Origin of the sequence: Microbacterium sp. NPDC056569, from assembly GCF_042793475.1 — a bacterium.
Lineage (GTDB): Bacteria > Actinomycetota > Actinomycetes > Actinomycetales > Microbacteriaceae > Microbacterium.
In genome coordinates, this window is sequence record NZ_JBHTUV010000008.1 from 153,858 (window position 1) to 179,570 (window position 25,713).

Consider the following 25,713-nt stretch of genomic DNA (forward strand, 5'->3'; position numbering starts at 1 on the left):
GCTCAGCCGGCCGCCTCCTCCTCTTCTTCTTCGCCCTGGCGCTGCACGAACATGCCCTGGACGGACTCGTCCTCCTCCGCCTCGTCCTGACGCTGCACGGGCGCCGGCTCGCTCATGACGCGCGCCGCGTTGTCCGAGGCAGCGCGCTCGAAGCGGTCGCCCGGGTCGCTCACGCTGATCCCGCCGCCGGAAGGCGTCCCCTCGACCGGCCCCGAGCGCTGCTGCACGACGTGGGTCAGCTCATGCGCGAGGGTCGTGCGTCCTGCCGGCGACGCGGGGTCGAAGGCGTCCCGCTGGAAGACCACGTTGTTGCCGACCGTGTAGGCGTGAGCGCCGACGGATCGGGCGGACTCGTGGGCCGCGGCATCCGTGTGCACTTTCACATCGCCGAAGTCGTGCCCGAGCCGCGCTTCCATGTCGGTGCGAACGGCCGGCTCGAGGGGCGATCCGCCCGACCCGACGACATCGAGCACCGGCGAGCGCTGCTCCTCCACCAGCTCGGTCACCGCGCCGTTGCCCGCTTCGCGCTGAAGGCGGAGCATCGCGGCGCTGCTGAGCACGTCGGGTCGGCGCTCGCCGAGTCCCGGCATCGCCACCGGCGCGGCGTGTCCCGTTTCGGTCCCCCGCCGCACCGCCTCCGCGTCGACGTCCCACTCATGTGCGTGCATGGCGCACCTCCATGATCGGCCACTCCCATTGCACTCCTCGGCGCCGTGGCTCGTCGGTGATCTGCCCGTTAGGGCGAAGACTCCTGCCCGACGGGGCGACGCGGTTCATCCGGCCACCACCTCGGGCCAGAACGCGCCGAACTCGCTCTCGACGACGAGGCGGCCGAGCTTGCGGTACTCGCGGTGGACGGCGACGATGCAGTGCTTCATCAGCACGACTCCGCGGTCGGCGGCGGCGAGGTAGGCGGCGGTCACCGCGGCGGAGCGGATGCCTCCGCCCGCCAGTTCGAACGCGCGCCCCAGGAACTCCAGGTCGATGTCGTCGGAGCGCCGCACGTGGGTGCCGAGACTGCGGTCCCACAGGCGCGTCCGCTGCGCAGCATCCGGGATCGGGAAATCCACGATGACGTCGAGCCGCCGCGTGAACGCCTCATCGATGTTCGCCCGGAGGTTCGTGGCCAGGATCGCGAGCCCGTCGAAGGTCTCCATGCGCTGCAGCAGGTACGCGCTCTCGACGTTCGCATAGCGATCGTGGGCGTCTTTCACGTCAGAGCGCTTGCCGAACACGGCGTCCGCCTCGTCGAACAGGAGCACGGCATTGGTGCCGGCAGCCGCGCGGAAGATCCGCTCGAGGTTCTTCTCCGTCTCACCGATGTACTTGTCGACGACGGTCGAGAGATCGACCACGTACAGGTCGAGGCCGAGGCCTCCCGCCACGACTTCCGCCGACATCGTCTTCCCGGTGCCCGAATCCCCCGCGAACAGGGCGACGACGCCGTGCCCGCGACCGCCGCCCGGCCGCATCCCCCAGTCGCCGAGGACCTGCTCGCGGTGCCGGGCCCGCAGCTCGATCTCGCGCAGCGCGCTCATCGGCCCGGGCGGGAGCACCAGATCGTCCCACCCGACGAAGGGCGACACCCGCCGGGCGAGCCGGTCCAGGGCCGAGGCGTTCTCGGCGCGCGCACCGGCCGTGAGGTGGTCGGCGGTGATCACGCCGGTGGTCGACAGCGTCGCCTGAGTCCGGGCGGTGCCGGCGGCGCGCTGCACCTGCTCCGGTCCCAGGCGGAACGGGCCGGTGGCGCCGGCGATGTCGATCCCTTCGGCCGCAGGCCCCAGCGACACCCGCCAGAGCTCGGCGCGATCCGCCGTCGACGTCGGCTCGACATCGAGCATCGCCGGCAGGTCGCCGAACCATCCCGGGTCCCACGCCGCGTCGCCGATGAACACCGTCGGCTGCGGCGAGTCGGCCAGGGCTGCGATGAGAGCGGGCGGGATGTCCGCTGCGATCGGCGCGGCGATCAGGCCGGCGCCGCGCAGGCGGGCCTCACGTGCCGCGAGCCGCGCCAGCCCGATCGCGTCATGTTCGCGACCGAGTCGCGTGAGATCGAGCTGCACCGCGTCGAGTCCCCGCGAACGGATGCTGCGGAGCGCCACGGCGGCTCCCGAGCCGGTCGCCGACTCCCGCAGGTACACCAACCGGATGCCGGCGGCGAGCGCCTGCTGCACCAGCCTCGTGTCGCCCCAGTCGACGCTCGACAGGTCGCGCAGCACGCCGTCGAGCGCCCGATCCGGCGTGTCGTCGCCGAGCAGGTGGCCGACGACACGGTCCGGCACGCGCACGGCACGACCGGGCAGGGGCCGCTCCTCGTCCTCGACGATGATGAGTCCGCCCGACACCAGCGGTCCGGAGATCAGCCGGGCCCGGTCGGCTGCCGAGGTGAGCGGCACCCCGCACAGTTCGAGCGCCACCGCGACCGAGGGGCGACGGCGTCCGACGTCGTCGTTGAGGTAGCCGAAGAACCGCTCGAAGCGCGGGTCGAGGTCTGCGGCGAGCGCGATGACCAGCAGGTCCACGTCGACGAAGCTGAGCCCGAAGGACTCCGCGAGGCGCCTGAGGCGGAGCCGGTGCCCGGCGGCCTCGGCCAGATCGGCGGTCTGCTCGGTCTGCGCGAGCCGTGCCGAAGCATCCGACCAGTCCGGGATCCCGGGAACCCCGGCCAGCAGGCGGTCGACCATCTCGTCGCTGAGGTAGAGGCCGCGGAACGGATCGTCAGGCTGCGGATCGATCGCCCGCCGCGCCGCGACGAGTCGTCGGATGCGATCCTCGATCGCTCCGACCCGCCCCAGCAGGTGGGCGATGCTGGGGTCGTCGATCATCTCAGTCCCCTGTCGGTCGCGCGGCGCGCATCGACGGGAGATCGGATGCTGCGCGCACCGCGTTCTCTTGGATACCGAGCTCCGGCGCACTGAACTCCCCCATGACGCCCGCGGTGACCGGTGGCCCGACGGGGTAGGTGAAGCCCCGCGCCACGGGGGCGGTCACCACCAGATCGAGCGAGGGCTTCAGCTCGCCGCCCAGCGATGACCAGACGTCCGCGAATGCGCGGTCCTCGGGAGGCGGCTGCGCGACGGTGAGCGAACACGGCAGGCCGGTCTCGGCGATGCTCTCGACGACGAAGGCTGCGGGGATCGCGTCGAACCGGAGGAAGCAGCGCAGCAGCGCATCCAGCAGCCGGTGCTCGTCGTCGGGTCGCTGCGTCCACGCCGTGACGAGATACGAGAGTTTGAAGTACCGTGGCGCGGGCGCCCGACTCGTCACGAGGCCACGATCGTCCCGCTGCTCCGTGACGCCGTACTCGCGTCGCTTCGTGTCCTCGCGGATGTCGTAGAGGAAGAGGTCGACCGTGGGCGCATTGCGTCGGGCGGCCCAGTCCTTCGTCGGGGCATCGAGGGCGACGTCGACATCGGCGGCGATGCCGTCGGACGCCTTGACGAGGGCGCGGATGGCGTCGTCGATCTCGCCGATCATGACTTCAGTGTCGGATGCTGCCACCTCCGTCCGCGCCGCGCGCAGGGCACCCGTGCGGGCAGGCGTCGGTTCCTGCTCGGGCAGCGGCTCGCAGCATCCGTTCGTCCCGGTTCAGAGCAGTCCCTCGCGCATGGCGTACGCCACGGCGTGAGAGCGATTGCGCAGCTGCAGGCGCGTCGTGACGTCGTGGAGGACGTTCTTCACGGTGCGCTCGGAGTACGACAGCCGGGTCGCGATCTGCGCGGTGTCCCAGCCGTCGGCGACGAGCTTCAGCACTTCGATCTCCCGCGACGCGAGACCGGTGAAAGTGATGCCCCGGGGGTCGAGCACGGTGCGCTGAAGCCGCCCGACCTGATCGAGCAGGCGCCCGAGCAAGTCCGGTGGGACCGTTCCCTCGCCCGAGGCTGCGGCGGCGATGGCGGCCAAGAGGCGCTCGGTCGTGGCATCCGACCGCCTGACGAGCCCGACGACGCCGCACTCGACGGCGCGCACGAGGTCCTGATCGTCGAGGTGCGCCGCGATCAGGATGACGTGCGCTTCGCCGTTGCGGTGGACGAAGCGGAGCGTGTTCAGGGCCTCTTCGTCGACCGTGTCGACGATGACGAGCACGACATCGGGCGCCACGCTCTCGTCGGGTGTGACGACGCGCACTTCGGGTCGCGGACGAAGGGCGCTCGCCACGCCGGCCTCGGAGATGGGGTCGCGGGCGTAGACCCGCACGGTGATTCGAGTCATGGAGTCCTCCCGGTGACGACGGCAAGCGGCTGCTTCGCCGAGGACCTGGCCAGTCTGACCGGCGATGCTCTTCGCGCACTCAACGTGCGCTCAACGGGCACAAGCTCTGCGTCTCCGGCCGGTCCTTCGGCCTCGCCTGCCGCTGAGGCGGTTCGTAGCCTGGACACATGCCCACTGGCCCTGCGCTCCGTGTCGGCGACAGCGCCCTCTGCAGCCTCGCCGACGGCGCGAAGCCTCACGTAGGCGGGCCGATCACTCCCGCGGCCGGCGTGCCCACGGTCGTGATCGGCGGGATGCCTGCCGCCGTCGCGAACCTCGTGCCCGGTGGGATCGCCTGTGTGTCCCCCGCGCCGAACGGCATCGCCCAAGGGAGCCTGACCGTGCGGATCGGCGGCTTCCCCGCCGCCCGTGTCGGCGATGCCACCATGCACGGGCTGCCGATCGCACCGGGTCCGGGTGAGCCGACCGTGATCATCGGAGGCTGAGCGAACGGCACGGTTCACACCGCGGGGCAGGCCTAAAGGGCAGGAGATCTGCCCCGATAGCGGCTCGGAGGGCCGACCGGCGTACGAGGGCCCACCGTAGCGTCGAAGGATGGCCACGGTCGACATCGAACCCGCCTCCCTCGCCGTCACCCCCGGCGAGTCGCACGTGCTCACCCTGACGATCACGAACGACGGCGACGATGTCGAGGCGTACCACGTGGCCGCGGTCGACGACGCGGCCGCGTACGTGACGATCACCCCGGACACGCTGCTCGTGCGCGCGGGAGAGAACTCGTCAGCGACCGCGACCCTCACGCTCGAGAACACAGGCAAGTGGCCGGTCGGCGACATGATCGTGCGGTTCCACGTCGTCCCGGCCGGACGACCCGACGACTTCCTGGTCGTCGAGGCCATCGCCGCGATCCAGTCGTTCAGCGACGTGGCCGCCGTGCTCACGCCGGAGGCTCTGGAAGCCTTCCGCAGCGCCACGGCCGAGGTCACGATCGCCAACGCCGGCAACGCCTATACCTACGCCGAGGTCTCCCTGTCGGCGGGCGAGCTCGCTTTGACGATCGACCAGTCGCACGTCGCGCTTCCCGCGGACAGCGCCGAGACCGTCGGACTGCGGGTCGGCGCCAGGTCGCTGCTCTGGCGCGGCGCCCCGGAGCAGCATCCGTTCGTGGTGACGGTCAGCCCCGAAGGCGCGCAGGCGATCTCCCTGGAGAGCACCTTCACGCAGAAGCCCCTGCTCCCCCGCTGGTCCCGCACGGCCGCGATCGCCGTCGGCGGAGTGGTGGCGGTCGCCCTCCTGGTGTGGGGCGTGGCATCCTTCGCAGGGCTCCGCGGTGACCCGGTCGCCTCGACCCCATCGCCCACGTCGAACGGGTCGGCGAGCGCGACGCCGCCGCCCGAGCCTGAGGTGAGCGTCGCTGTCAGCGTCCCCGGCCTCGACGACGCGAAGGGGGGCGACAGCCTCTCCGTCACGCTGGAGCCCGACATCACAGAGGCGCCCCCGGACTCCTTGCTCGCCATGGCGATCGATTGGCCGGAAGGCCTCGTGCTCACCGACTCCGATTGCGAACACTGGCTGCTTCCGGAGAGCGAACAGGTGCTGAAAGGCGACCCTCAGCCTGGCGACGAATGCGTCGTCGACGCGTCCGGTGCAAGCACGGCGGCGACGCTGAACTTCTCGACACGGCCCGCGGGAGTCGAAGAGGAGGAGGTGACTGTCTCCGCGAGTCGGCTCCTCACGAGCTCCGGCGCCGGAGTCGAGGAACTCGAGACCGGACCCGGATCCGAGTTCGGTGAAGACGCCGTCGACATCGACCTCGCGCCCTATCCGATCTGGATGGAGGTGGAGGACCTGGGGCCGTCCGAAGGCGGGGACGACATCGTCGTCATCATTCACCACGCCCCGGCGGGCGGCGACCCGGACACCGTGCTGGAGTTCGACGTCGCACTGCCGGATTTCGCCACGGCGATCGAGGAGACCCACTTCCTCTGCGGCGATCGCGGGGACACGAACTGCTTCGCCACGCTCAGCAGTGACGCCACCGAGCAGCGCATTCCGATGCGCCTCGACGTCGCCGACGGCGGCGGAGTCGGACTGGTGGAGGTGAAGGGCGCATCCCTCGACGGTGTCGCCGACGGAGTGGACCAGCAGGTCCTCGGAGCCGAGGGGCTGCTGGTCAGCGAGAGCATGTTCGACGTCGACGTGACGCTGGACCCCGACCCGGAGTTCGACCCCGAGACGGTGAAGGCCATCATCGATGTGAGCGGCGTCGAACCAACACCGGACGTGGACATGTACAGCGGGGGTTCGTGGGACCTCACCCTCAGCCTGGACTGGCCCGCGGGATTGACGCCCACGGGGTCTGCCGAGGGCTGCGACCTGATCGACCACCTTTGTGCGCCGACCGACTTCGACGCCGCGGAGGGCGCGACGATCACCGTGTGGTTCGACGTCGACGACGCCTTCGACGGCGGTGTCTTCCGTGCGAGCGGCGACAGCCTCAGCTACGACCCGACCACCGCGGCGGATCGCGAGGACGATCGCCCGCAACCCCCGATCCCCCTCCCCGCCCATTGGATCGGCAGTGCCGAAGAACGGATCCCGCTCTGACGACATGAAGGCACGGCGAGCATCTGGCGCACGTTGGACGACGGATGCAGGTCGTCGGCGTCGACGAACGGCACCCGCAGGCGGTCGGCGAGAGCTGCGCCGACCGTGGACCTGCCGCAGAGCGCGTCGCCATTCAGTCATCGGTCTGCGGGGAGAACAGCAGGAGCTCCGGCAGGCTCGTCGCGAAGTAGTCGGTGACGCCATCATCGCGAATCGCGGCCGGCGGGGTGTAGGCAGCACGCGCCTCTCCGAGGTTCGCCGGCGGGTCGACCGGGGCGAGGCCGAGCGCGGCGTGTACCGCGTCCCACGCGGCGATCGTCTGTCCTTCGCCACCCTCCCACGGGTGGAACGGGCGTTCGGCGAGGATCCGATACGCGTCCCGCGCGCGGCCCGCCGCGACCAGGAGGTGCACGTACTGGATCGCGAGGTCGTCGCGTTGGAGCGCGATGTCCTCGACATCGGCAAGATCACGCAGCCGCTCCTCATCGCTGCGACCGAGGCGGACGGACAGCTGATCTCGTTCGTACCTGAGCCGAGGGTCGTCGGGAGCGATCGCGATCGCCGCGTCGTAGAGCTGCGCCGCCCGCGTCTCATCGTGCAGGACGGTGTATGCGGCAAGTGCCGAGTTGCGGTAGAGCACTGCGTCTTCGAGTCCGAGCGCGATCGCGCGGTCCCACGCCCGAGCGGCGTCGGTGCGGCGACCATGTGCGAACTGCAGCATTCCGAGCAGGGCGTGCGCGGTCGCGTCGCGCGGGTCCGCGTGAACCGCGGCGCTGAGCGCGTCCAAGGCGTCCAAGCCGTACGGGAACGCCCATGATCGGTCGACTTGGCGTGCCCGCTCGCGCTCGGCGGCGGCATCATCTGCCCGGCCCGCCCGATCCAGCAACGCCGCCGCCGTGTAGTGCGCGATCGGCCCGTAGTTGCCGGCAGCGGTCACCGGCGCGGCGGCAGCGAGCCTCAGGTACTCGATCGCCTTCTCGGTCTCGCCCGCTGTGGCAAGGTCGCGAGCGACGTCTACCAGCAGTCCCGCGTCACCCGGAGCGGGTTCGCCGGCGAGGGCACGCAGCGTGGCATCGAGTGGATCGACGCGCCGTCCGTCGAGCACGACGGCGGCTGCCTCATCTGCGCGGCCCGTGCGGTTCAGAAGAATCGCACGGAGCGCGACACGTCGGGCATCGTGGCCGACGACGCCGTCGAGCGTGTCGAGCACCCGCAGCGCCGCGCGGTTGCGGCCCGCGACGGCATGGAGGCGGGCGAGCTCGAGTCCTGCCCCCGCAGCCCAGGTGCCATCCCATCCCGCTTTGCCGAAGAAGGCCTCGGCCTCCGATGCACGCCTCAGGCGCACCAGCGTGAGTCCCGCGAGATAGTACGCCTCTGCGTCGACCGGGTTCGCGTTCCGGCGTGTGAGGCGATGCAGCGCTGTCTGCACGCGGTCCCACGCGTCCTCGTAGCGGCCTGCACGGTACGCGCGGTCGGCCAGCGCAAGGTTCGTACGCACATCACCGGGATCGCGACGCAGCGCCTCGTCCCAGTACACCACCGGCGATCGGGTCGGGTGACGGAACTGGCTCAGGTGTAGCCCTGTCAGAAAGAGTTCCTCGACAGACTCGATGGCGGCCGGGAGCTGCGGTTCCTCGGCGACCCAGGGCTCCTCGTCCGACACGATGGTGGGCGTCCACCGCACGAGGGACCGCCCCGCAGCGTCGCGGAGCTCGACGACGCACTCTCCCGCATCGACATCGGGAGCTTCGAGGGCGAATGGCACACCGGGAGCCAGGTCGACCCGCGCCTCCGCGACGACCTCACTCCGGCGAAGCACGCGAGCCACCGCTCCCCGCTGCGGCGCGGTGGTCGCGAAGCGTGCGACGACCCCCTCGGCACGATCGACACTCACAGCAGCGTCGGTCGTCGCCTGGTGGGCGGGGCCGATCGCCGGAATGGGGTACCAGTACTGGGTGAACGTCTTGGTCTCGCCCGGGAGGAGCCAGGAGAAGTCCGGCTGGTTATCGGTGTAGACACCCGCCATCAGCTCGACATACGGTCCATCTCCGTCGGTCAGCTGATCGTCCCACGCGTGCCCGAACGGCGCGTTGCCCCACGTCCACTGCTTCTTGCCCGGCGACAGCCGCCGTTCGGCCCAGTGCACGAAGCCGGCACCCGCGGAATGGTCGTACCCGCCGAAGAAGTCCTGCGCGGAGTCGACGATCATGTAGGACGTCGGGACCGGGATGTTGCGGTAGAAGTCGATGCGATCCGCACCGGGAGCACTCGCGGCCAGCGCCGGATAGTCGACGTTGTAGTACGGCCGGTCAGCTTCGGGGAACGCCGTCAGCGCGCGCCGTGCGTGATCGGCGACATACCGGACATCTTCGGGGAAGAACGACTGGTAGTGCTCGTGCACGCGCGCCGCGACATTCGCCCACCAGAGGAAGGTCTGACGTTCACTCGTCCGGTTGTGCAACCGGACGGCCAGCTCCACCACGGTGCTGTCCGGCCGTAGACGCACACCGTGCTGGGCCGACATCCGCGCGAAGGGATCGTGATCCTGGCACCACACCGTCACCGATCCGTCCTCGTCGGTCTCGATGACCGTCTCGACCGGGAGATATGTGGCGGGACGATGGTGCTGCGGCCAGTTGAACTCGACGCCTCCGCTGATCCACGGCCCGGCAAGGCCCACGAGCGCGGGCTTGATCACGTTGTTGCGGTAGAAGAAGTCGTAGCCCGAGGTCTTGTCGTAGCCGATGTGGATGCGACCCCCCAGTTCAGGGAGCACGACCACTCTCACGAATCGATTCTCGAGATGCACCGCGTCCCAGTTCCGCATGTGCGCGTCATCCGCGACGCTCTCGACGAACGGAAGTGGATACACCTTGCCGCTCGACCCCTGGTACACCCGGTGATCGAGATACATCGGGTATCTGCTCGGTTCACCGGCCTCGTACGTCCGAATCGCCAGCGGATCGCGCCACGCCACCGCGCCACCGCGTTCGACCACGCCGCGCAGAGCCGCGGGAATGTCGGGCAGCACGATCCCGCGGTCGGTGTCGGGCTGAGGGCCAGGGGTGGCGTCACTGCTCATCACCCTCGCAACGATACGTTTCCCGGCACTCGCCGAGTATGGTCAGATCGAGGGGCAACATGGATGAACCACTGATCGATGAGAATGGGCCGTACCGGATCGAGGGGTTCGCGAACCAGCGACTGTGCGTCGTGCCACGCCCTCAGGTCGAGCAGGCGCTGGTCTGGCCCGCCACCCGACGCCTGACCGTCACCGACGCCGGCTACTTTCCCGCAGCACGGTGGCACAAGCGGTCCAGGCCGAACGGGGCGGACGAGGTGATCGTCATCCTGTGCATCACCGGCAGCGGAGTCGTGTCGCTGGGTGAGGAGTCTTACTCACTGACCCCGTCGTCGTGCGTGTCCATCCCGGCGGGCACACCGCACGAATACTGGTCGGAACCCACCGACCCATGGACGATCTGGTGGATGCACGTGCGAGGCACGGACGTGCGTGAACTCGCAGGGCCGCTTCTCGGCAGCGCGCATCCCGTCCGCCGGCTGCGCGCACTCGACCGGGTCGTCGCTCTCTTCGACGAGGTGGTCCACCACCTCGAGAGCAGGGTGACACCGATACACATGATCGCGGCTTCCGGCGTCGCGTGGCACCTGCTCACCCGACTCGCCACCGACAGCATCCTGCCGGCTGACGGCTCCCCCCTCGAGCGTGCGATGCGGTACCTCGAGTCGCGGATCGACGGCACGATTCGCGTCGACGAGCTCGCCACGATCGTCGGCCTGTCGGCGTCGCATCTGAGCGCGCTGTTCCGCCAGGCCACCGGGGGCGGCCCCGGCGCGTTCCACACCGCGCTGAAGATGGCCAAGGCTCGCGAGCTTCTGGACACCACGTCGCTGTCCATCACCGAAGTGGCGCGCGCGGTGGGCTACAGCGACCCGCTCTACTTCTCCCGCCACTTCCGGCGGGTGCACGACGTCAACCCCTCGACTTACCGTGCCGAGCACAAGGGGTGACGAGCGCTCCCGCCCAGGCGCCCGACGCGTACGCGCGTCGCCTGGCGGGCCGCTGCCGCGGACTGCAGGATCAGTTGAGAACGAAGCTCAGGCGATAGCCACCACCCGGATCGGCCGTGCGCGCACCGACGACACCTGCAGCGTCGGCGAGACGTCGCCCGGGGCGAATCTCGCGTCGACGTACACCCCCGCCTGCGGATTCCAGGCGAACGCCTTGAACGTCAGCTGCTCCGAGCGGAGCCGTCCCCGGTAGGGGGTGAGGTCGATCTCGAAGTCCCGACCGGACCAGAACTGGTCGGCCACGAACTCATCGCCGATATGGACGCGCAGGACGTCACCGACCCATCGCACTTCGAGGAGAAGCTGGTCGGCACCGTCGAACAGGTCGTCAGGGACCACGATCGGGAACGCCGGCAGCCCTGCGAAGTCGTCATCCGTCGGAGCAGACAGTCGATCCGCCGTGCCACCGAGCCTCACCGGAGCCGTGACCGGCGCGGGGAGATCAGGATTCGCCAGCACGGTGGAAGGCAGCCCGGGTACCGAGTAGCGGGCGAAGACGCCGGTGTCGTCGAGCCTGGTCAACGGCGTCCGACCGAGCGCGGGAACGACGGAGATCGTCGTCGCGCTCTCCGGCATCTCCACATGGAACGTGTCATCGAACCAGCCGGCCCCCCGCCAGAGGACGATGGAGTCCTGCCCGCGGATCTCACCACGCCAGAGCGAAGCCGCAGACGTGGAATCGAGGAATACCAGCGTCGTATCGCCGTACACGATCGAGCATTCCGGGCCGGGGAGGACGTGAGGCCGGACGACCACGGCGTCGCGTTCGGAGCCCAGTACGACGGCACCCGTCAACGCTCCGGAATCGATCCCGCGCAGCTGCATCTCGACCTCGATGCCGTCCGTGGCCGCGAAGAAAACGAGCGTGCGCCCGTCGACGATCAATCGGGTGATCGGCTGTGCGGTGACGGTGACGTCGGGGAATGCGCCATAGCGCCGGCGAAGCGGCCATACGAACGATGCGCCTGGGGGCACCGCGATGGCCCCCCGCGAGGGGACGGCCACCGTGTCCGGGTCTTCCAGCACCACGTCGAACTGGACGTCGTGAACCGCGGGGAGCGGATCGACCGCGGGCTGGTGGTTGTTCACGAACAGGAATCCACCGGTGGAGTCGGCGCGCACGGCCCAGCGAAGGCCGGAGGAATCGGACTCAGGAAGGACGCACGGTCGCGGAAGCAGTTCGGCGCGGAACTCTTCCAGGAAGAGGTGCTGCTGGCGCAGCAGGTGGAAGTGGGGACGCTGCACGCCGTGCGCGCTCAGTGGGGCGGCGAAATCGTAGTCGCGCGCCGGCACATCATTGGGATATGCCGTCGCGTGAGATTCCTGCGTCGTGGACAGCTCGCCCTGCACCTGAGTTCCGCCGTGGTACATGTAGTACCCCTGCCAGGCGGAGCCGCTCCCGAGCTTCGTGAGCGCCAACGCCGCGACATCGGCGGGGTCGACGTGCGGACGGCGATGATAGGCGACCGCCATCCCGCCGCCGAGCTCGCACGTCGCAAAGGGCCAGGGGTCGTCCGCGCCGAGGGACGCGTCAGCTCCGACCTCCGCGGCAGCGCCGCGCACATCCGCGCCGACCGTCAGGTCATCGCGCACGGGGCTGAACGTGAAGTGCATCGGCCCGAAGTCCGGCCACGTCGTGGTGGATTCGTCCCAGAATCCGTCCGAGTACCCCGCGTACACGGGCAGCACGCGATTCGCGGGCAGCTTCGCACCTCCCCATCCCGTCGCCGTCCAGAGGCTCGCGCGGATGCCGACCGACTCTGCGAGATCACGGAGCGCGGCGATGTGCTCGGGCTGATCGTAGAGCTCGTTCTCGACCTGCACGCCGATGATGGGCCCGCCGGGATTGTCGGGCGAGTGGAAGAGTCCTCGGACCTGTTGCTCGATGGCGGCGTACCACGTGTGCGCGTGGCGCATGTAGCTGGGATCATTCGTCCGGTGCACGACCGGAAGACTTTGAAGCCAGTCGGGGAATCCGCCGTTGCGGGCTTCGCCGTGCGCCCACGGACCGATTCTGATGATCACCTTCAGCCCCGCGCCGTCTGCCGACTCCACGAAGCGGCGCAGGTCGCGCGGCCCATCCCACCGGATGTTCCCTTCGACTTCTTCATGAAGGATCCAGATCAGATATGTCGCGACGACGTTGATCCCGCCGGCCTTCATCTTGCGCAGCTCGCGCTCCCAGCGTTCGGGCCGGTCGCGTGAGAAGTGGTATTCGCCCATCACCGGGAACCAGGCTGCTCCATCGATCGTGAGGTAGCGGCTGTTGACCTCGATGCGACCCGGCACATCCTCGGGATCTCCCATGGCGAGCGGGGCAGCCACGGCGTCCCGTCGCGGCGGGACGACCACGCGCAGCGGGGACGCGATGTCGCTGGATCGGGCAAGCTCATCCTCGAACGTCTGGGTCACGCGAAGAAGTTACGCGCACCGCCTCCCGGAATCCACTGACGATCGGACGGAATACCTGGACGATCCAGTCGGTCCGGTCGATCAGCCTGCTGTGGGCGCGTGGCTGGTCGCGTAGCTGACTTGTCGCCGGCGGTCGACGACTCTGTTGAGGCGCTCAGTCATGAACAGGCCGAGTGCCACGAGCAGTGCGAGGAACAGAGGGAAGATCCACATTCCGGTTCCGGTCGAGATCGCGCCGAACAGCGGCGGTACGAGGGTTGAGCCGGTGTAGGCGGCGGCCATCTGGATGCCGATGATGGCCTGGGAGTTGTCGCGGCCGAAGTTGACCGGGGTCGAGTGGATGATTGCGGGGTAGATCGGCGCGCAGCCGAGCCCGGCGATCACGAGCCCGGCCAGAGCGAGCACGTCCGTCTGCAGCGGAAGCGCGAGCATCGCGACGCTGACACCCACCAGGGCGAAGCCGCCACGGATCATCGACCGGTCACCGAGCCTGTCGGCGAAGAAGCCGGCCAGGAACCTCCCCGCTGTGATGCCCAGCAGGAAGAGGGAGGCGAAGGCGGCCGCGGTGGCAGGGGTGACTCCGCGGTCGGCGACGAGGTATGTCGAGGCCCAGAGGATCGCGGTGCTCTCGAGTGCGCAGTAGGCGAAGAAGGCAGTCAGGATCAGCAGGACGCCGGGTATGCGGACGGCCTGCGCCAGTGGGATGTGGGTGCTTCGCGGCCCGGGCTCCTCGGCGTGCGTCTCTCCCGTGTCGCCGGTCGGCCCGGCAGCGGTCGGCGCAATGGGGTTCACTCTGCGCCAGAGTGGGATGCTGACGAGGAGCCCGAACGTGAGGGCGACCTGGATGACGCCGATGATGAGGTAGGCGCTGGACCAGCCCGAGCCGGACGAGAGGGCGTAGCTCATGATGAACGGGCTGATCGACGCGCCCAGTCCCCAGCAGGCGTGCAGCCAGTTCATGTGTCGGGCGGCGTAGTGCACCGCGACGTAGTTGTTGAGCGCCGCATCGACCGCGCCCGCACCCAGGCCGTAGGGAATGGCCCAGAGGCACAGCATCCAGAATGAATTGCTCATCGAGAAACCCACGAGCGCGGCCGCGGTCATGCCCACGCTGACCGCCGTGACGACACCCGCGCCGAATCGGCGGGTCACCCGTTCAGAGGCGAGGCTGGAGAGGATGGTGCCGCCCGCGATGATCATGGTGAGGCCGCCGGCGAACGCCACCGGCACGCCGAGGTCCTGATGCATGACCGGCCAGCCGGCGCCGACGAGCGAGTCGGGCAGTCCGAGACTGATGAAGGCGACGTAGATGATCGCGAGCAGGAGCGAATACACAGGGGGCGTTGCCTTTCGTGAACCTCGATGCAGCCATGGCGACGGAAGAAACCGTGAGCAGGTACGATCGTACACACTATGGGTACGATCGTACACATCTGGTGTAGGTTCGTCGTATGACTGCGGACTACTTCGCCGGCGACCTGCGTACGAACCGGGAACGGATGCTCGCCGGGGACCTCTACATCGCGGACGATCCCGAGAATGAACGACTCCACAGGCGCGGAGTCCGCCTTGCCGACGCGTATCACCGCGCCGATGTCGCGGGCGACCCGGCGGCCAGGACGATCCTCGCCGAGCTCCTCGGCAGTCTCGGCGACGGCGCCCACCTCAACCCACCGCTGTTCGTGGATTACGGCGAGAACATCCATATCGGCGCCGGCACCTTCGTCAACTACAACCTCACCGCCTTGGACGTGGCCGCCATCACGATCGGGGCGGACTGCCAGATCGGGCCCAACGTCCAGCTCCTGACTCCCACGCACCCGATCGACCCTGCGCCGCGACGGGACAAGCTCGAGGCGGCGCAACCGATCACGATCGAAGACAACGTCTGGCTCGGCGGCGGTGTCATCGTGTGCCCAGGCGTGACCATCGGCGAGAACTCGGTGATCGGTGCCGGGTCAGTCGTCACCAAGGACATTCCGGCCAACGTCGTCGCCGTCGGCAGCCCCGCCCGAGTCATCCGCACGATCGGGTAGTTCCATGGTCGCTCAGCAAGGCACACCGGGCTCCCGCCTCGGCCGCCGCAACGATCCCGACCGTCGTGACCGGATCATCGATGCATGCTTGGACGTCATCGCGCGCTCCGGCGTGGCCGGCGCGTCCCACCGCAAGGTTGCTGCCCACGCGGGGGTGCCGCTGGGCGCGATGACGTACTACTTCGACGGCATGGACGATCTGCTCCGGGAGTCGTTCACCCGATTCGCCACGACAGTCAGCGACAGATTCGAACGCCGCATGGCCGCCGCGCAAGACCATGACGCCGCTCAGGCGGCCGTGACCGCCATCATCCTCGAGGACGTCTTCGGCGACGACCGTGACCTCGTGTTGTCGCACGAGCTCTACACCCTCGCCGCCCGGGAGCCCGCGTACCGCTCGATCACCAGCGCATGGATGCAACGCAGCCGCGCTGCGCTCGAGCGTCACTTCGACCCCGAGACCGCACGCCTGCTCGACGCGCTCATCGAAGGGCTCACCATCCACCGCGCCCTCGACGCCGAGGCTCGCGATCCGCGCGAAGTGGAGCGGGCTGTCGCCCGCATCATCGCCGCCTAGCGACTGCCCTCAGTGCATTGCGGTGCAAGGCCGCGCGAACCGCGTGCGCACTCGGTCCGCTCCACGCACACCACGCATTCGTCCGAGAGGCGCCGGCGCCGAGCTCACACAACGCGAAAACCCCCGGTCGACCGGGGGTTCTTCCGGGGAGCGGGAGGGATTTGAAGCACGCAGAGCCACGTCCGCCTCGATCCCGCTCGATCCGTCGTGGCCGATTTCCGCGTGGTCATGCGGCTCGAGTAGGCGCGGAACCTGATCTGCTTCGCTCCGGGTCCACGCCGTTCCGGATCAGCCGTGGGCATCACGTGGGCACGGAGTCGTGACATGCCACCCCCGGAACAGCCACCCTGGGCAACTAGTTGCACAACGTCTCGTGAAATCACCGTACAACACGGCGAAAGCGCTCTCCCGTCGCGTACATTTGCAGTTGTGAGCACCTCGAACCGCAGTGGCGCGACGCGCGGTCCCGAGCCTGTCGGGCGGGCGAATCTCGCTGATGTCGCGCGATTGGCCGGCGTGTCGACCGCCACGGCGTCCCGAGTGCTCGCGGGTCGCGGGACCGGCAAGGCGGCGAGCCATGCCCGAGTGCTCGCTGCCGCGGACGAACTCGGCTATGTGGTGAACGGGCTGGCGCGGTCGATGATGGGGGTTGGACGGCGCAGCATCGCGTTCGTCTCAAGCCAGATGGTGGGCCCGACGTTCGCTGCGATGGCCTCCGGCGCTGAGAGTGTCGTGACGGCCCACGGCCATCTGTTCATGATGTGCACCACCCACGGCGACCCGGCGGTCGAGGCCGAACTCATCGACTCGCTCAGCGAGCAGCGGGCTGCGGCCGTGCTGCTGGTGGGCTCGACGCCAACCGATGACGTCTTCACGGAGCGCGCGGCCACCTACGCCGACAAGCTGGCTCGCGTCGGCGCGCGGCTGATCGTCTGCGGCCGTCCCGCTGTCGAGGGGCTGCCGGAGATCGCAAGCATCGACTACGACCACGTCGGCGGCATCGAAGCCGCGGTGGCGCACCTCGTCACCCTTGGCCACCACCGCATCGCCTATGTCGGCGAGACCGACCGAATGACCACTTCGCAGCAGCGCTACCTCGGCTATCGATCCGCGCTCGAGCGGGCCGGAATCGAACTCGACGAGTCACTCGTGATGCACACGGACAACTTCACGGAGCAGGCGGAGGAGATCCTGCACCCGTTCCGTGCCGAGCATCCCGACGTGACCGCGTATGTGTGCCAGACCGACATGATCGCCGTCGGAGTTTCGGGCGCTCTCCGCGCCGAGGGAGTGCGGTTGCCCGACGACGTCTCGGTCGTCGGATTCGACGACATGCCGCTGGCGGGGTACCTGACGCCCGCGCTGTCGACCGTCCATGCGCCGTTCCGCGAGGTCGGCGTGCTCGCCGGCCGGATCGCCGTCGGCGACGTCCCGTACGAGTCTCCGATCGTGCTGCCGAGCGCGTTCATCGCCCGCGATTCTTCGGGGCCTCTTCGCGCGAAGTAGCCGCGGCGCGTCGGCTCAGCGCGTGAACACGTCCAGCTTGTGAAAGAAGTCCTCGAACATGAGCCGCGTGTCGACGCGCGTCATCACCCTGATCCGTCGCGCGTCAGAGCAGGTCCCGGCATAGTGGCCGCGCGCGTCGATCGCCGGCGCTGGTCGCCACTGCCAGCCCGACGATGAGGCATCAGGTCCGTAGAAGGACTGCAGCGCGGTGACGAGCACGAGCGGGTTGTCGCCGAGGCAGTAGGTCTCGCCGTCCAGCGAGCCGTGGCCGTGGAAGTCTCGCACGCGGTCGATCGCATCCGAGAGGTGACGCCCGAGCTCGCCGCCGTCGCGCACGCGGGCGTCGAGTTCGGCAGTCGAGACCAGGCATTGGCGGTAGGCGTCTCGCGGCACTTGCCAGAACGGGATGCGGGACGCGAAGACCTCGCGCGCGGCCACCGGGTCGATCGCGAGGTTGTACTCGACGGGCAGGGTCAGGGCTGCTGGGTCGTCGTAGGCATGGCCGCCGATCCAGACGAGGGTGAGCCTGTCGGCGATGTGCGGTGCCGCCCGCAGTGCCGCAGCGACGTCGGTGAGCCCCCCGCCCGCCGCGTAGTACAGCGGCAGGTCGGTGTCGTCGCGCAGCGCCTCGCGGACGATGGCGTCGACCGCCGCGGTGGAGTCCGACCCCGGGGCATCCAGTGCCGCATCGCTGCCTGCCACCACCGGGATGCCGGCACTCATCCGCCCGAGAAGGTCGCGAGCGATCGAGGCCGCGTTCTGAGCCTGGCGGTCGCCGGGATCCATCGGGTCGCCCGGTGACAGGTGCGACGCGATGACGAGCGGGATCTGCACACTCGGCGACAGCACGTGATGGACGAGCTGGAACAGGTCGTCGGGATCGCCGGAGAAGTCGTTGTCGACGATCACCCGCAGACGGGGTCGTGGGCGTCGAGGATCGGTCATGCCCGGGCCCGCAGCGATGTGCTCAGGACGTCCGCAGTCCAGCCGCGTCCGTCGAGGTCTTCGGCGCGCACGCCGAAGAACATCCCGGTGAAGCGGAGTCGGGGGCCATGGTCGTCTGATAGCGTCCAGGCCGGGTACTCGCCGTCGACCGCGTTCCATTCCCCCGTCGTCGTCGCCCACGCGAAGGTGAGGGTGGCCCCGTCGAGGTGGGCGCGCAGACGCAGTGGCCCGTCCGGAACCGGCACCGCGGCCGAGCGCGTCGTGCGAGCCCCATCGCGAGCCACGATCCTGATGCTGCCCCCCGCCGCTTCGTCCCAGGACTGCTGCATCCAGATCCAGCCCTGACGGTCGTACCAGGCGATGATGCCGGTCGCTTCGCGCGCGGTGCGGGGTGCGGCGTCGATCACCGCCTCGAAGGTCGTGCGGTGCTCCTGCACGCGTGTGAGGAGCATCGACTGCTCGAACACCGACGCGGTCGAGTGGCCGCCCCGCAGCCGCAGGGAGCCGGGGCGCGCGCGCAGGTCGAAGACGTCGGGGGCGGGCGCGACGCGCAGGGTCGACCAGCGGCGGCTGTCCACCCGGTCACCGGCGAAGCCCTCGGTCCACGAGCCGCCGTCGTCGGACGGTGCCGAGTCCTCGGCAGGCACCGGGGTGGTCTGGACCGCGACGTCGAGCGCGGCATGATGGCCTCCGTCACGCAGGCGCAGCCAGCCGTCCTCGAAGACCACGGCCTGGATCGAGGTCTCGCGCCCCAGGGTGCAGTACCGCTCGCCGAGGTGCAGCGTGGGTCGGCTGGCGAGGTGTGCCAGCATCCATTCGCCGTGCGGTGTCTGGACGAGTTCACCGTGCCCGGCTTTCTGGAGCGGGGCGCCGGGGGCATCGCGACCGGTGAGCATCGCAGGCAGCGGGTCGCGCGCGTAAGGCCCGGTGAGGGCGCGGGATCGGGCGGTGGTGATGCTGTGATTCCAGCCCGTGCCACCCGACGCGATCGTCAGCACGTACTCGTCGCCGATGCGGTACAGGTTCGGTCCTTCGACGAGAACGTCCTCCTGATAGATCGTCGTCGCCTCGCCCGAGACTCGCTGTTCGTCGGGAAAGTACTGCTCGATCGCGAGCCCGCTGAACGAGGGGTGCTCCGGCCGGTGGTCCCACTGCACGCCGATGATCCAGTGGGTGCCGTCGACGTCGTGGAAGAACGAGAAGTCGAATCCGCGCGACCCGAGGTGGACCGGTGCCGACCAGGGGCCGGTGATGCTGTCGGCGGTGACGAGGTAGTTGTCGATGTCCTTGTCGTCGCCGTCCATGGTCCGCACGATCGAGTACGCGAGCCAGAATCTGCCGTCTGCGTGGCTCAGGCTCGGCGCCCAGACCCCACCGGAGTCGGGGACGCCACGCAGGTCGAATCCCTCGGTGAGGGCGTGCCCCAGCACGGTCCAGTTCACGAGGTCCCGCGAATGATGGATCCGGACGGCAGGGTGATACTCGAACGTGCTCGTGGCGAGGTAGTAGTCCTCGCCGACGCGAACGATCGACGGGTCGGGGTTGAACCCCCGCAGTACGGGGTTGTGAATCGTCGCCATGCGGCGGGGCCTCACTCAGGGTGTGATCGGATGCTGGAATTCCTGACCTGTGACGAGTCGTTCGACCTCATCGGTGGCGGTGGCGCCGAGCCGACGCAGTTCGCTTCCCGTCGAACCTGCCAGGTGCGGCGTCAGGAACACGTTCGGCAGCGTGTACAGGGGGTGCCCGGCCGGAAGCACATCCGGGTAGGTCACGTCGAGGATCGCCCGGAGTCGTCCTGACTGGAGCTCGTCGACCAGGCCATCCTGGTCGACCAGTCGCCCGCGTGCGGTGTTGATCACGGTCGCCCCGTCAGGAAGTGCTGCGAGCACATCGCGCGAGATCATGCCACGCAGCGCGGGGATGTCGGGGGTGTGGATCGACAGGATGCGGCTGCGCCGCGCGAGCTCGACCAGGTCGCCCACGATCTCGACCCCGAGCGCGGCGGCGCGATCCGGGGTGAGGTACGGGTCGTAGACGAGCACGTCCACGTCATAGTCCGCGAGCATCTCGATGGTCAGCGATCCGATGCTCGAGGCGCCGACGATGCCGATCGTCGAGCGGTAGAGGCCCGTGTGAGACAGCTCCGCCTCGCGATCGATGAACCGCTGCTCGGCTCCGTACCGCCGCGAGACCCAGAAGGCCTCTTTCGCGGCGAGGACGATCATCGCGACGGTGAACTGCGCGACCGGGATCGCATTGACGGCACGCGCGGACGAGACCACGATCCCGCGATCGTTCGCGGACGAGTCGAGGAAGCCTACGCCTCCGCCCCAGTGCACGACAGCCCGCAGCGAGGGCAGCGTATCGAGATCGGCGGGACCGAGGTCGGGTGTGCCCCAGCCTGTGACGAGCAGTTCGGTTCGCGCGCGCTCCTCTTCGGACAGAGCGTCGAGCGATGTGATCATCCGATCGGTGTCGACATCCAGCATGTCGCGCAGCTTCGCGAGGTCGTCCTCTGTGAAGACGAGGTCCCGGGCATCCGAGGCCATCACCATCACGGCCTTCATCAGATCGCCTTTCTCGTTGCGGTAGTCGTGTGCACGACCGCCGGGCTGGGTGTCGACGCGAAGCACGCGCGCCGCTGTCCCGGGCGCGGTTCGCAGCAGGAGCCCGTACCGGGTGCTGACCGCGGACCAGTCGGCCGGCGCGGCGGGGAACAGGAACGACGCCTCGCCGAACACGCCGGGGATCAGCACTTCGCCGGGTTCGGCACCACGGTCCCAGACGAAGATCAGGTCGGCGTCGGAGGTGTGCAGACCGAGGCAGATCACCTCGTCGTCCCACCCCGGAAGGCCCAGCGGCCAGAACGGGGTGGACTCGGCCAGCCCGGCGCGAAGGTCCTTGTGCAGCGCCGTCGCCTCCGTCACCAGCGCCCACTGCGATGGCCGCAGCCGTCCGAGGAACCCCGAGAGGTAGAGACGTCCACTGAGCCCGGTCACGAGGGTGAACGCCGTCTCGGCATCGGTCATGTCCGCCGCCGGATACGCCCAGTTCCCGCACTGCTCGGGCAGGATCGAGGCGGGAGCGGACGCCGCGACAGGCGGGTAGCGGAGGAAGTCCTGCTGGTCGGTGGTGGACTGCAGGTGCGTCACGGCGAGGAGTCCGTAGTCGGCGCGCATCGCACCGGAGCTGCAGTTCTCGAGGAGCAGCCCCGGGTGGCGCTCTTGCACGGCGACCAGCCAGTCGCGGTAGGCCCGCACATGCCCGAGCAGACCTGCGCCGGCACCCGCGGCATCCGCTTCGGTTCCCGCGCCGGGATTGATGTTGTAGTCCAGCTTCAGGTACGAGATGCCGTACTCGGCCACCAGGTGATCGACGGTGGCATCGAGGTGTGCGCGGGCGGCAGGATGCCGGAAGTCGAGGTGGAAGCGCTCGTGCTCCTGCACGCGCACGCCGAACCGCGTGAAGAACGCTTCGTCGGGGAGCGTCGCCGCAGCGGGGCTGCGCACCCCGACGACCTCGGGCTCGAGCCAGAGCCCCGACCGCAGGCCGTGCCGGTGGATCTCATCGACCACGCCCCGTAATCCGGCGGCATCGAATCGGGTGGAGGCCTCGCGCCACTCGCCGACGGTCGACCACCAGTCCCCGATCTCGGGATCGGCGAACCACCCGGCGTCGATGCAGAACACCTCAGCGCCCGCCTCGGCGGCCGCTCCGATCAGCGGGAGCAGCTTCTCGGTCGAGGGCTGACCCATGAGGGTGTTCATGAAGTCGTTGTAGACGATCGGCACGCCCTCGGCCGCGGCATCCGGTCGCAGCGTGCGACGGTACGGCGTGAGCGCCGCGAGGGCGCCGTCACGACCCACGGCCGAGACGGTGAGCGCGACCGGCACCGCATCGAACCCCTCACCGGGGCCGAGCGCCTGCGCGAACTGGTGCTCGAGGTCGGTCGGGCCGAGCAGGGTGAGCACGGCGCCGTCCGCGCCCTGGCTGATGTCGACGTGCCAGCCGGCGCTCGACTCGATCTGCCATGCGATCGCCTCGCCGGTGGTGGTGTCGGCGAGAGCCCCGACCGGCAGCAGTTCGCCGGTGGACCAGGCGCCGTGACTCGTCCACGAGCCGTGGCCACGGCCATCCTGACCGTGGATGGGAAGGGAGAGATCCGGGACGCTGTCACGCAGCGGCGCGTCGAACCATCGGTTCTCGGCGAGCCATTCGCTGCGGGCGGTCGAGACGACGATGCGGTCGAGGTCGACCTCGGAGCGTGCGATGCCGATGGTCGCGGAGCCGACCGCGGTGAGGACGACTGTCTGCGCAGCGGTGTTGGCGACGCGGGTCTCGATGCGGATGCTGTCGGCCGTCGGGGTGGTCAGCCGGGTCGTCGCTTCTAGACCGGTCACCGGATCGAGCTGGGTGACGGTGAGGCCGTCGCCGTCCCGCTCGACCGCGCCGACCCGCAGACGCTCGCCGACCGCCGAGCGGTAGTACGCCTGGCTGGTGCGAGCACGCTGCTCAGCCGCGGTGAAGACCTCGACGAGTGCGACGGCGCGACGACCGACGAGCACCGAACCCGAGACTCGAAGGGAGGCGGGGCGGTGGTCGCCCCACTCGAGCGTGAACCCGCCGATCGCGGCCGCGCGGGATTCAGCCGCATCGACATCCGGGATCTCGACGGCATCGAGAGTGTCCGTCATCGGGTCGCCACCACCCGGTCGAAGCCCAGAGCCCGGTTGCAGATCCGCACCGCCACGGCCGCGGCGGCGGGCGCGAAGACCCACGCCACCGCGCCGACGACGGGAAGCATCGTGGCGGCTCCCGCGAGGCTCACCAGCAGCAGCCAGGCGAGCGCGACATGGGGGCGCCTCGCGATTCCGCCGACAGCGGCGGTGAGCAGCGCGATCGGCGACACCCGTTCGCGCAATGCGACGGAGGAGATTGCGATCGCGAGGATCACCGCGACGGCGGCCGTGCCGACGGCCATGAGGAACACGATGTCTTCGTGACCGAACAGGGCGAGGTCGTAGCCGATCAGTAGCGCGGCGACGACGACGCCGACCGCCGCCCACGTCATGGTGCGGAACGCCGAAGCGAAGCCCGCCCAGAATCGACGACCTGCCCGGCCGCTCGCGCCCTCTGCCCGAAGCACCTCGGCCGCGAGCAGCAGACCGTGCACGGCGGGGAACACGGGAAGCAGCGACAGCGCGCCGAGCCCGATGGCCAGGTGGGTCGGCTGCCAGCCGACGAGAGCCTGGAACGCGAGCACCGGCGCGAGACAGGCGACGAACGAAACCGAGACGGTGAAGTACTGGAAGGTCGCCAGCAGCATCGTCGCGACCGGCCCGTCGTATCCGAGCAGGCGCTGCATCCGCGACGGCGGGCGCCGCGATGTGAGACGTGCGATGGTCATCCCTTCACCGCCCCGACCGACATGCGCTTGATGAAGTAGCGCTGGAACGCCGCGAAGATCGCGATCGACGGGACGATCGCGAGGATCGCACCGGTGTAGATGAGCTGCCACTGGGAGGTGAGCAGTCCCACCATGCGGTTGATCGCCACGTTGATCGTTCCCGCGTTGGACGAATCGAGGAAGACCAGCGGGATGAAGAAGTCGTTCCAGAGTCCGAGCGCCTGGATGATGACGAATGCGCTCGTCACAGGCAGCAGCATGGGGAAGACGATCGACCAGAAGGTGCGGAACCGGCCGGCGCCGTCGACGTGCGCGGCTTCCTCGACGTCGATGGGGATGCCCTTGATGAAGCTGCAGTAGAGCAGGATGCCGAAGCTCGCCGCCCCGCCCAGGTGCACCAGGATGACCGCGGTGAGGGTGCTGTAGAGGCCGACCTCGTTGAAGCCCTTCACGAGCGGGATCATGCGCACCTGGAACGGGATCATGAGTCCGGCGATGAACAGGATGTAGAGGAAGCGCCCCCACGTGCCGCCGATGCGCTCGATGCCCCACGCTGCCATCGGCACGATCGCCACGAGCAGCACCACCGTGCCGACCGTGATGATGAGCGTGTTCAGCAGGGCCTCGGCGTAATCGGTTTGCTCGAACAGCGCGACGTAGTTGTCGAAGGTGAAGCTGGTCGGAAGCCCCATCGGGTCGATGGTGATCTCGGCGTAGCTGCGGAAGGACTGCAGCAGTGCGTAGATGACGGGGAACGCGACGATGAGGACCAGGACGGAGAGGATGACCATGACCACGACCTCGCCGATGGTCCATTTCTTCTTCTCCCTGGGCGTCTTCTGACGACGCGCCCTCGGGAGGACGTTGAGGCGTGTGGCGTCCGAGGTGCTCATGCCTGGATCTCCCTCTTGCGCATGTAGGCGTTCGCGCCGACGGTGCTGACGATGACGACGAGGAACAGCACGACAGCGGCCGCCGAACCGAAGCCGGCGCGGTACTCGCCGAAGCCAACCTTGTAGATGAAAAACGCCATAGTTTCGCTGACGAAACCGGGACCACCGGAGGTGAGCACCATGACCTGATCGAAGATGACCCAGCCCGCGATCATCGCGAGGGTCATGTTGACGGTGACGGCACCGGCGATCATCGGCCAGGTGACGTTCCAGAAGGACTGCCACCCATTTGCGCCGTCGATCTTGGAGGCCTCGAGCAGCTCTTGCGGCACGGACTGCAGGTTGGCGAGGTAGATGAGGGTGGTGTTGCCACCGAGGGTGAAGCAGGTGATGAACAGGATCACCCAGACGACGATGCTGCTGTCGCCGAGCCAGTCGCGCGCCCACTCGGGCAGTCCGAGATCGCGCAGCACGTTGTTGACCATCCCGAAGTTGTAGTTCAGGAGGTACTTCCAGATCGTCGCCATGATGAATGCGCTGACGAGCGCCGGCAGGTAGACAGCGGTGCGGAAGAACCCCTGACCGTGGTTCAGCCGGTCCAGGAGCAGCGCGACGATGAGCGCGATGACGTTGATGATGATGGCCGATCCGAGGCCCAGGATCAGGGTGTTCTTCACCGCATTCCAGAACCGGCCGCTGGTGAGGATGTCTTGGTAATTCTGGAAGCCGATGTAGTCGTAGCCGTCGCTGATGCCGTCCCAGTCCGTGAAGCTCAGTTGCACGGACTGGATCGAGGGGACGATCACCATCAGCAGATAGATCGCGAGCGCTGGAGCGACGAACCCGAACAGCACCAGCTTCCCGCGATGGGCCGCGGTGAACCGCCGCGCCTTCGGGGGCGCCGCGGTCTCGGGTGCGAGATCATCATCCGGGATGCCGTCGAGGGGACGCTTCCCGGTCAGCAGCGTCGTCGCGGCAACGATGCCGCCACTGCCTTCTTGTGAGCTCTGATCGCTCATGTCG

19 protein-coding genes are annotated in these 25,713 nt (G+C 68.9%); 6 read left to right on the forward strand and 13 right to left on the reverse strand.

Annotation, left to right across the window (positions count from 1 at the left end; genetic code table 11):
• Window positions 1-2: 2 nt before the first annotated feature.
• From ACFQ7C_RS11330 to ACFQ7C_RS11345, 4 genes are all read right to left on the reverse strand, one after another.
• Window positions 3-668 (reverse strand): DUF4157 domain-containing protein, encoded by a 666-nt coding sequence (locus ACFQ7C_RS11330; protein ID WP_378900645.1) that lies wholly within the window; start codon window positions 666-668, stop codon window positions 3-5.
• A gap of 105 nt (window positions 669-773) precedes the next feature.
• Window positions 774-2,825 carry an AAA family ATPase gene (locus ACFQ7C_RS11335; protein ID WP_378900648.1) on the reverse strand — a complete coding sequence of 684 codons (2,052 nt, stop codon included), beginning with the start codon at window positions 2,823-2,825 and terminating at the stop codon, window positions 774-776.
• Window position 2,826: 1 nt separating this feature from the next.
• The gene (locus tag ACFQ7C_RS11340) at window positions 2,827-3,477 is read right to left on the reverse strand and encodes a DUF4255 domain-containing protein (protein ID WP_378900651.1); all 651 of its coding nucleotides are present in this window, start codon (window positions 3,475-3,477) and stop codon (window positions 2,827-2,829) included.
• A 111-nt stretch (window positions 3,478-3,588) separates the two neighbouring features.
• Entirely contained in the window at window positions 3,589-4,212 is a 624-nt protein-coding gene (locus ACFQ7C_RS11345; protein WP_378900654.1) for a LuxR C-terminal-related transcriptional regulator, read from the reverse strand.
• Window positions 4,213-4,379: 167 nt separating this feature from the next.
• Between ACFQ7C_RS11345 and ACFQ7C_RS11350 the strand changes: the two genes are divergently transcribed.
• Both ACFQ7C_RS11350 and ACFQ7C_RS11355 read left to right on the forward strand, forming a co-directional pair.
• Complete coding sequence (locus ACFQ7C_RS11350) at window positions 4,380-4,697, forward strand: PAAR domain-containing protein (protein WP_378900657.1); 318 nt, start codon at window positions 4,380-4,382, stop codon at window positions 4,695-4,697.
• 109 nt (window positions 4,698-4,806) lie between these two features.
• Window positions 4,807-6,819, forward strand: coding sequence for a hypothetical protein (locus ACFQ7C_RS11355; RefSeq protein WP_378900660.1), 2,013 nt, complete (start codon window positions 4,807-4,809; stop codon window positions 6,817-6,819).
• 133 nt (window positions 6,820-6,952) lie between these two features.
• On the opposite strand, the gene ACFQ7C_RS11360 is transcribed toward ACFQ7C_RS11355, so the two are convergent.
• Window positions 6,953-9,901 carry a DUF5107 domain-containing protein gene (locus ACFQ7C_RS11360; RefSeq protein ID WP_378900663.1) on the reverse strand — a complete coding sequence of 983 codons (2,949 nt, stop codon included), beginning with the start codon at window positions 9,899-9,901 and terminating at the stop codon, window positions 6,953-6,955.
• Window positions 9,902-9,960: 59 nt separating this feature from the next.
• On the opposite strand from ACFQ7C_RS11360, the gene ACFQ7C_RS11365 reads away from it, so the two are divergent.
• Window positions 9,961-10,851 carry a helix-turn-helix domain-containing protein gene (locus ACFQ7C_RS11365; RefSeq protein ID WP_378900666.1) on the forward strand — a complete coding sequence of 297 codons (891 nt, stop codon included), beginning with the start codon at window positions 9,961-9,963 and terminating at the stop codon, window positions 10,849-10,851.
• A gap of 87 nt (window positions 10,852-10,938) precedes the next feature.
• Here ACFQ7C_RS11365 and ACFQ7C_RS11370 read toward each other — a convergent pair whose 3' ends face one another.
• Window positions 10,939-13,323 (reverse strand): beta-galactosidase, encoded by a 2,385-nt coding sequence (locus tag ACFQ7C_RS11370; protein ID WP_378900669.1) that lies wholly within the window; start codon window positions 13,321-13,323, stop codon window positions 10,939-10,941.
• A gap of 81 nt (window positions 13,324-13,404) precedes the next feature.
• Window positions 13,405-14,658, reverse strand: a complete 1,254-nt coding sequence (locus ACFQ7C_RS11375) for an MFS transporter (protein WP_378900672.1) — start codon at window positions 14,656-14,658, stop codon at window positions 13,405-13,407.
• A 116-nt stretch (window positions 14,659-14,774) separates the two neighbouring features.
• On the opposite strand from ACFQ7C_RS11375, the gene ACFQ7C_RS11380 reads away from it, so the two are divergent.
• The 3 genes from ACFQ7C_RS11380 (at window position 14,775) to ACFQ7C_RS11390 (ending at window position 17,442) form a co-directional block, all read left to right on the forward strand.
• Window positions 14,775-15,359: a sugar O-acetyltransferase gene (locus ACFQ7C_RS11380; RefSeq protein WP_378900675.1), complete on the forward strand. Its 585-nt coding sequence runs from the start codon at window positions 14,775-14,777 to the stop codon at window positions 15,357-15,359.
• Between the two features lie 4 nt (window positions 15,360-15,363).
• Window positions 15,364-15,936: a TetR/AcrR family transcriptional regulator gene (locus ACFQ7C_RS11385; RefSeq protein WP_378900678.1), complete on the forward strand. Its 573-nt coding sequence runs from the start codon at window positions 15,364-15,366 to the stop codon at window positions 15,934-15,936.
• Window positions 15,937-16,365: 429 nt separating this feature from the next.
• Window positions 16,366-17,442: a LacI family DNA-binding transcriptional regulator gene (locus tag ACFQ7C_RS11390; RefSeq protein ID WP_378900681.1), complete on the forward strand. Its 1,077-nt coding sequence runs from the start codon at window positions 16,366-16,368 to the stop codon at window positions 17,440-17,442.
• A gap of 15 nt (window positions 17,443-17,457) precedes the next feature.
• On the opposite strand, the gene ACFQ7C_RS11395 is transcribed toward ACFQ7C_RS11390, so the two are convergent.
• The 6 genes from ACFQ7C_RS11395 to ACFQ7C_RS11420 are packed head-to-tail and all read right to left on the reverse strand — an operon-like array spanning window position 17,458 to window position 25,709.
• Window positions 17,458-18,387 (reverse strand): nucleoside hydrolase, encoded by a 930-nt coding sequence (locus tag ACFQ7C_RS11395; protein ID WP_378900684.1) that lies wholly within the window; start codon window positions 18,385-18,387, stop codon window positions 17,458-17,460.
• The gene (locus tag ACFQ7C_RS11400; RefSeq protein WP_378900687.1) at window positions 18,384-19,967 is read right to left on the reverse strand and encodes a family 43 glycosylhydrolase; all 1,584 of its coding nucleotides are present in this window, start codon (window positions 19,965-19,967) and stop codon (window positions 18,384-18,386) included. The genes ACFQ7C_RS11395 and ACFQ7C_RS11400 overlap by 4 nt, the downstream gene beginning before the upstream one ends.
• 15 nt (window positions 19,968-19,982) lie before the next feature.
• Window positions 19,983-23,084, reverse strand: coding sequence for an NAD(P)-dependent oxidoreductase (locus ACFQ7C_RS11405; protein ID WP_378900690.1), 3,102 nt, complete (start codon window positions 23,082-23,084; stop codon window positions 19,983-19,985).
• A complete protein-coding gene (locus ACFQ7C_RS11410) occupies window positions 23,081-23,797 on the reverse strand; it encodes a hypothetical protein (protein ID WP_378900693.1) in 717 nt (238 codons plus the stop codon). The genes ACFQ7C_RS11405 and ACFQ7C_RS11410 overlap by 4 nt, the downstream gene beginning before the upstream one ends.
• Window positions 23,794-24,690 (reverse strand): carbohydrate ABC transporter permease, encoded by an 897-nt coding sequence (locus ACFQ7C_RS11415; RefSeq protein ID WP_378900696.1) that lies wholly within the window; start codon window positions 24,688-24,690, stop codon window positions 23,794-23,796. Before ACFQ7C_RS11415 ends, ACFQ7C_RS11410 begins: the two co-directional genes overlap by 4 nt.
• Window positions 24,687-25,709, reverse strand: coding sequence for a carbohydrate ABC transporter permease (locus ACFQ7C_RS11420; protein WP_378900699.1), 1,023 nt, complete (start codon window positions 25,707-25,709; stop codon window positions 24,687-24,689). Before ACFQ7C_RS11420 ends, ACFQ7C_RS11415 begins: the two co-directional genes overlap by 4 nt.
• Between the last annotated feature and the right edge of the window lie 4 nt (window positions 25,710-25,713).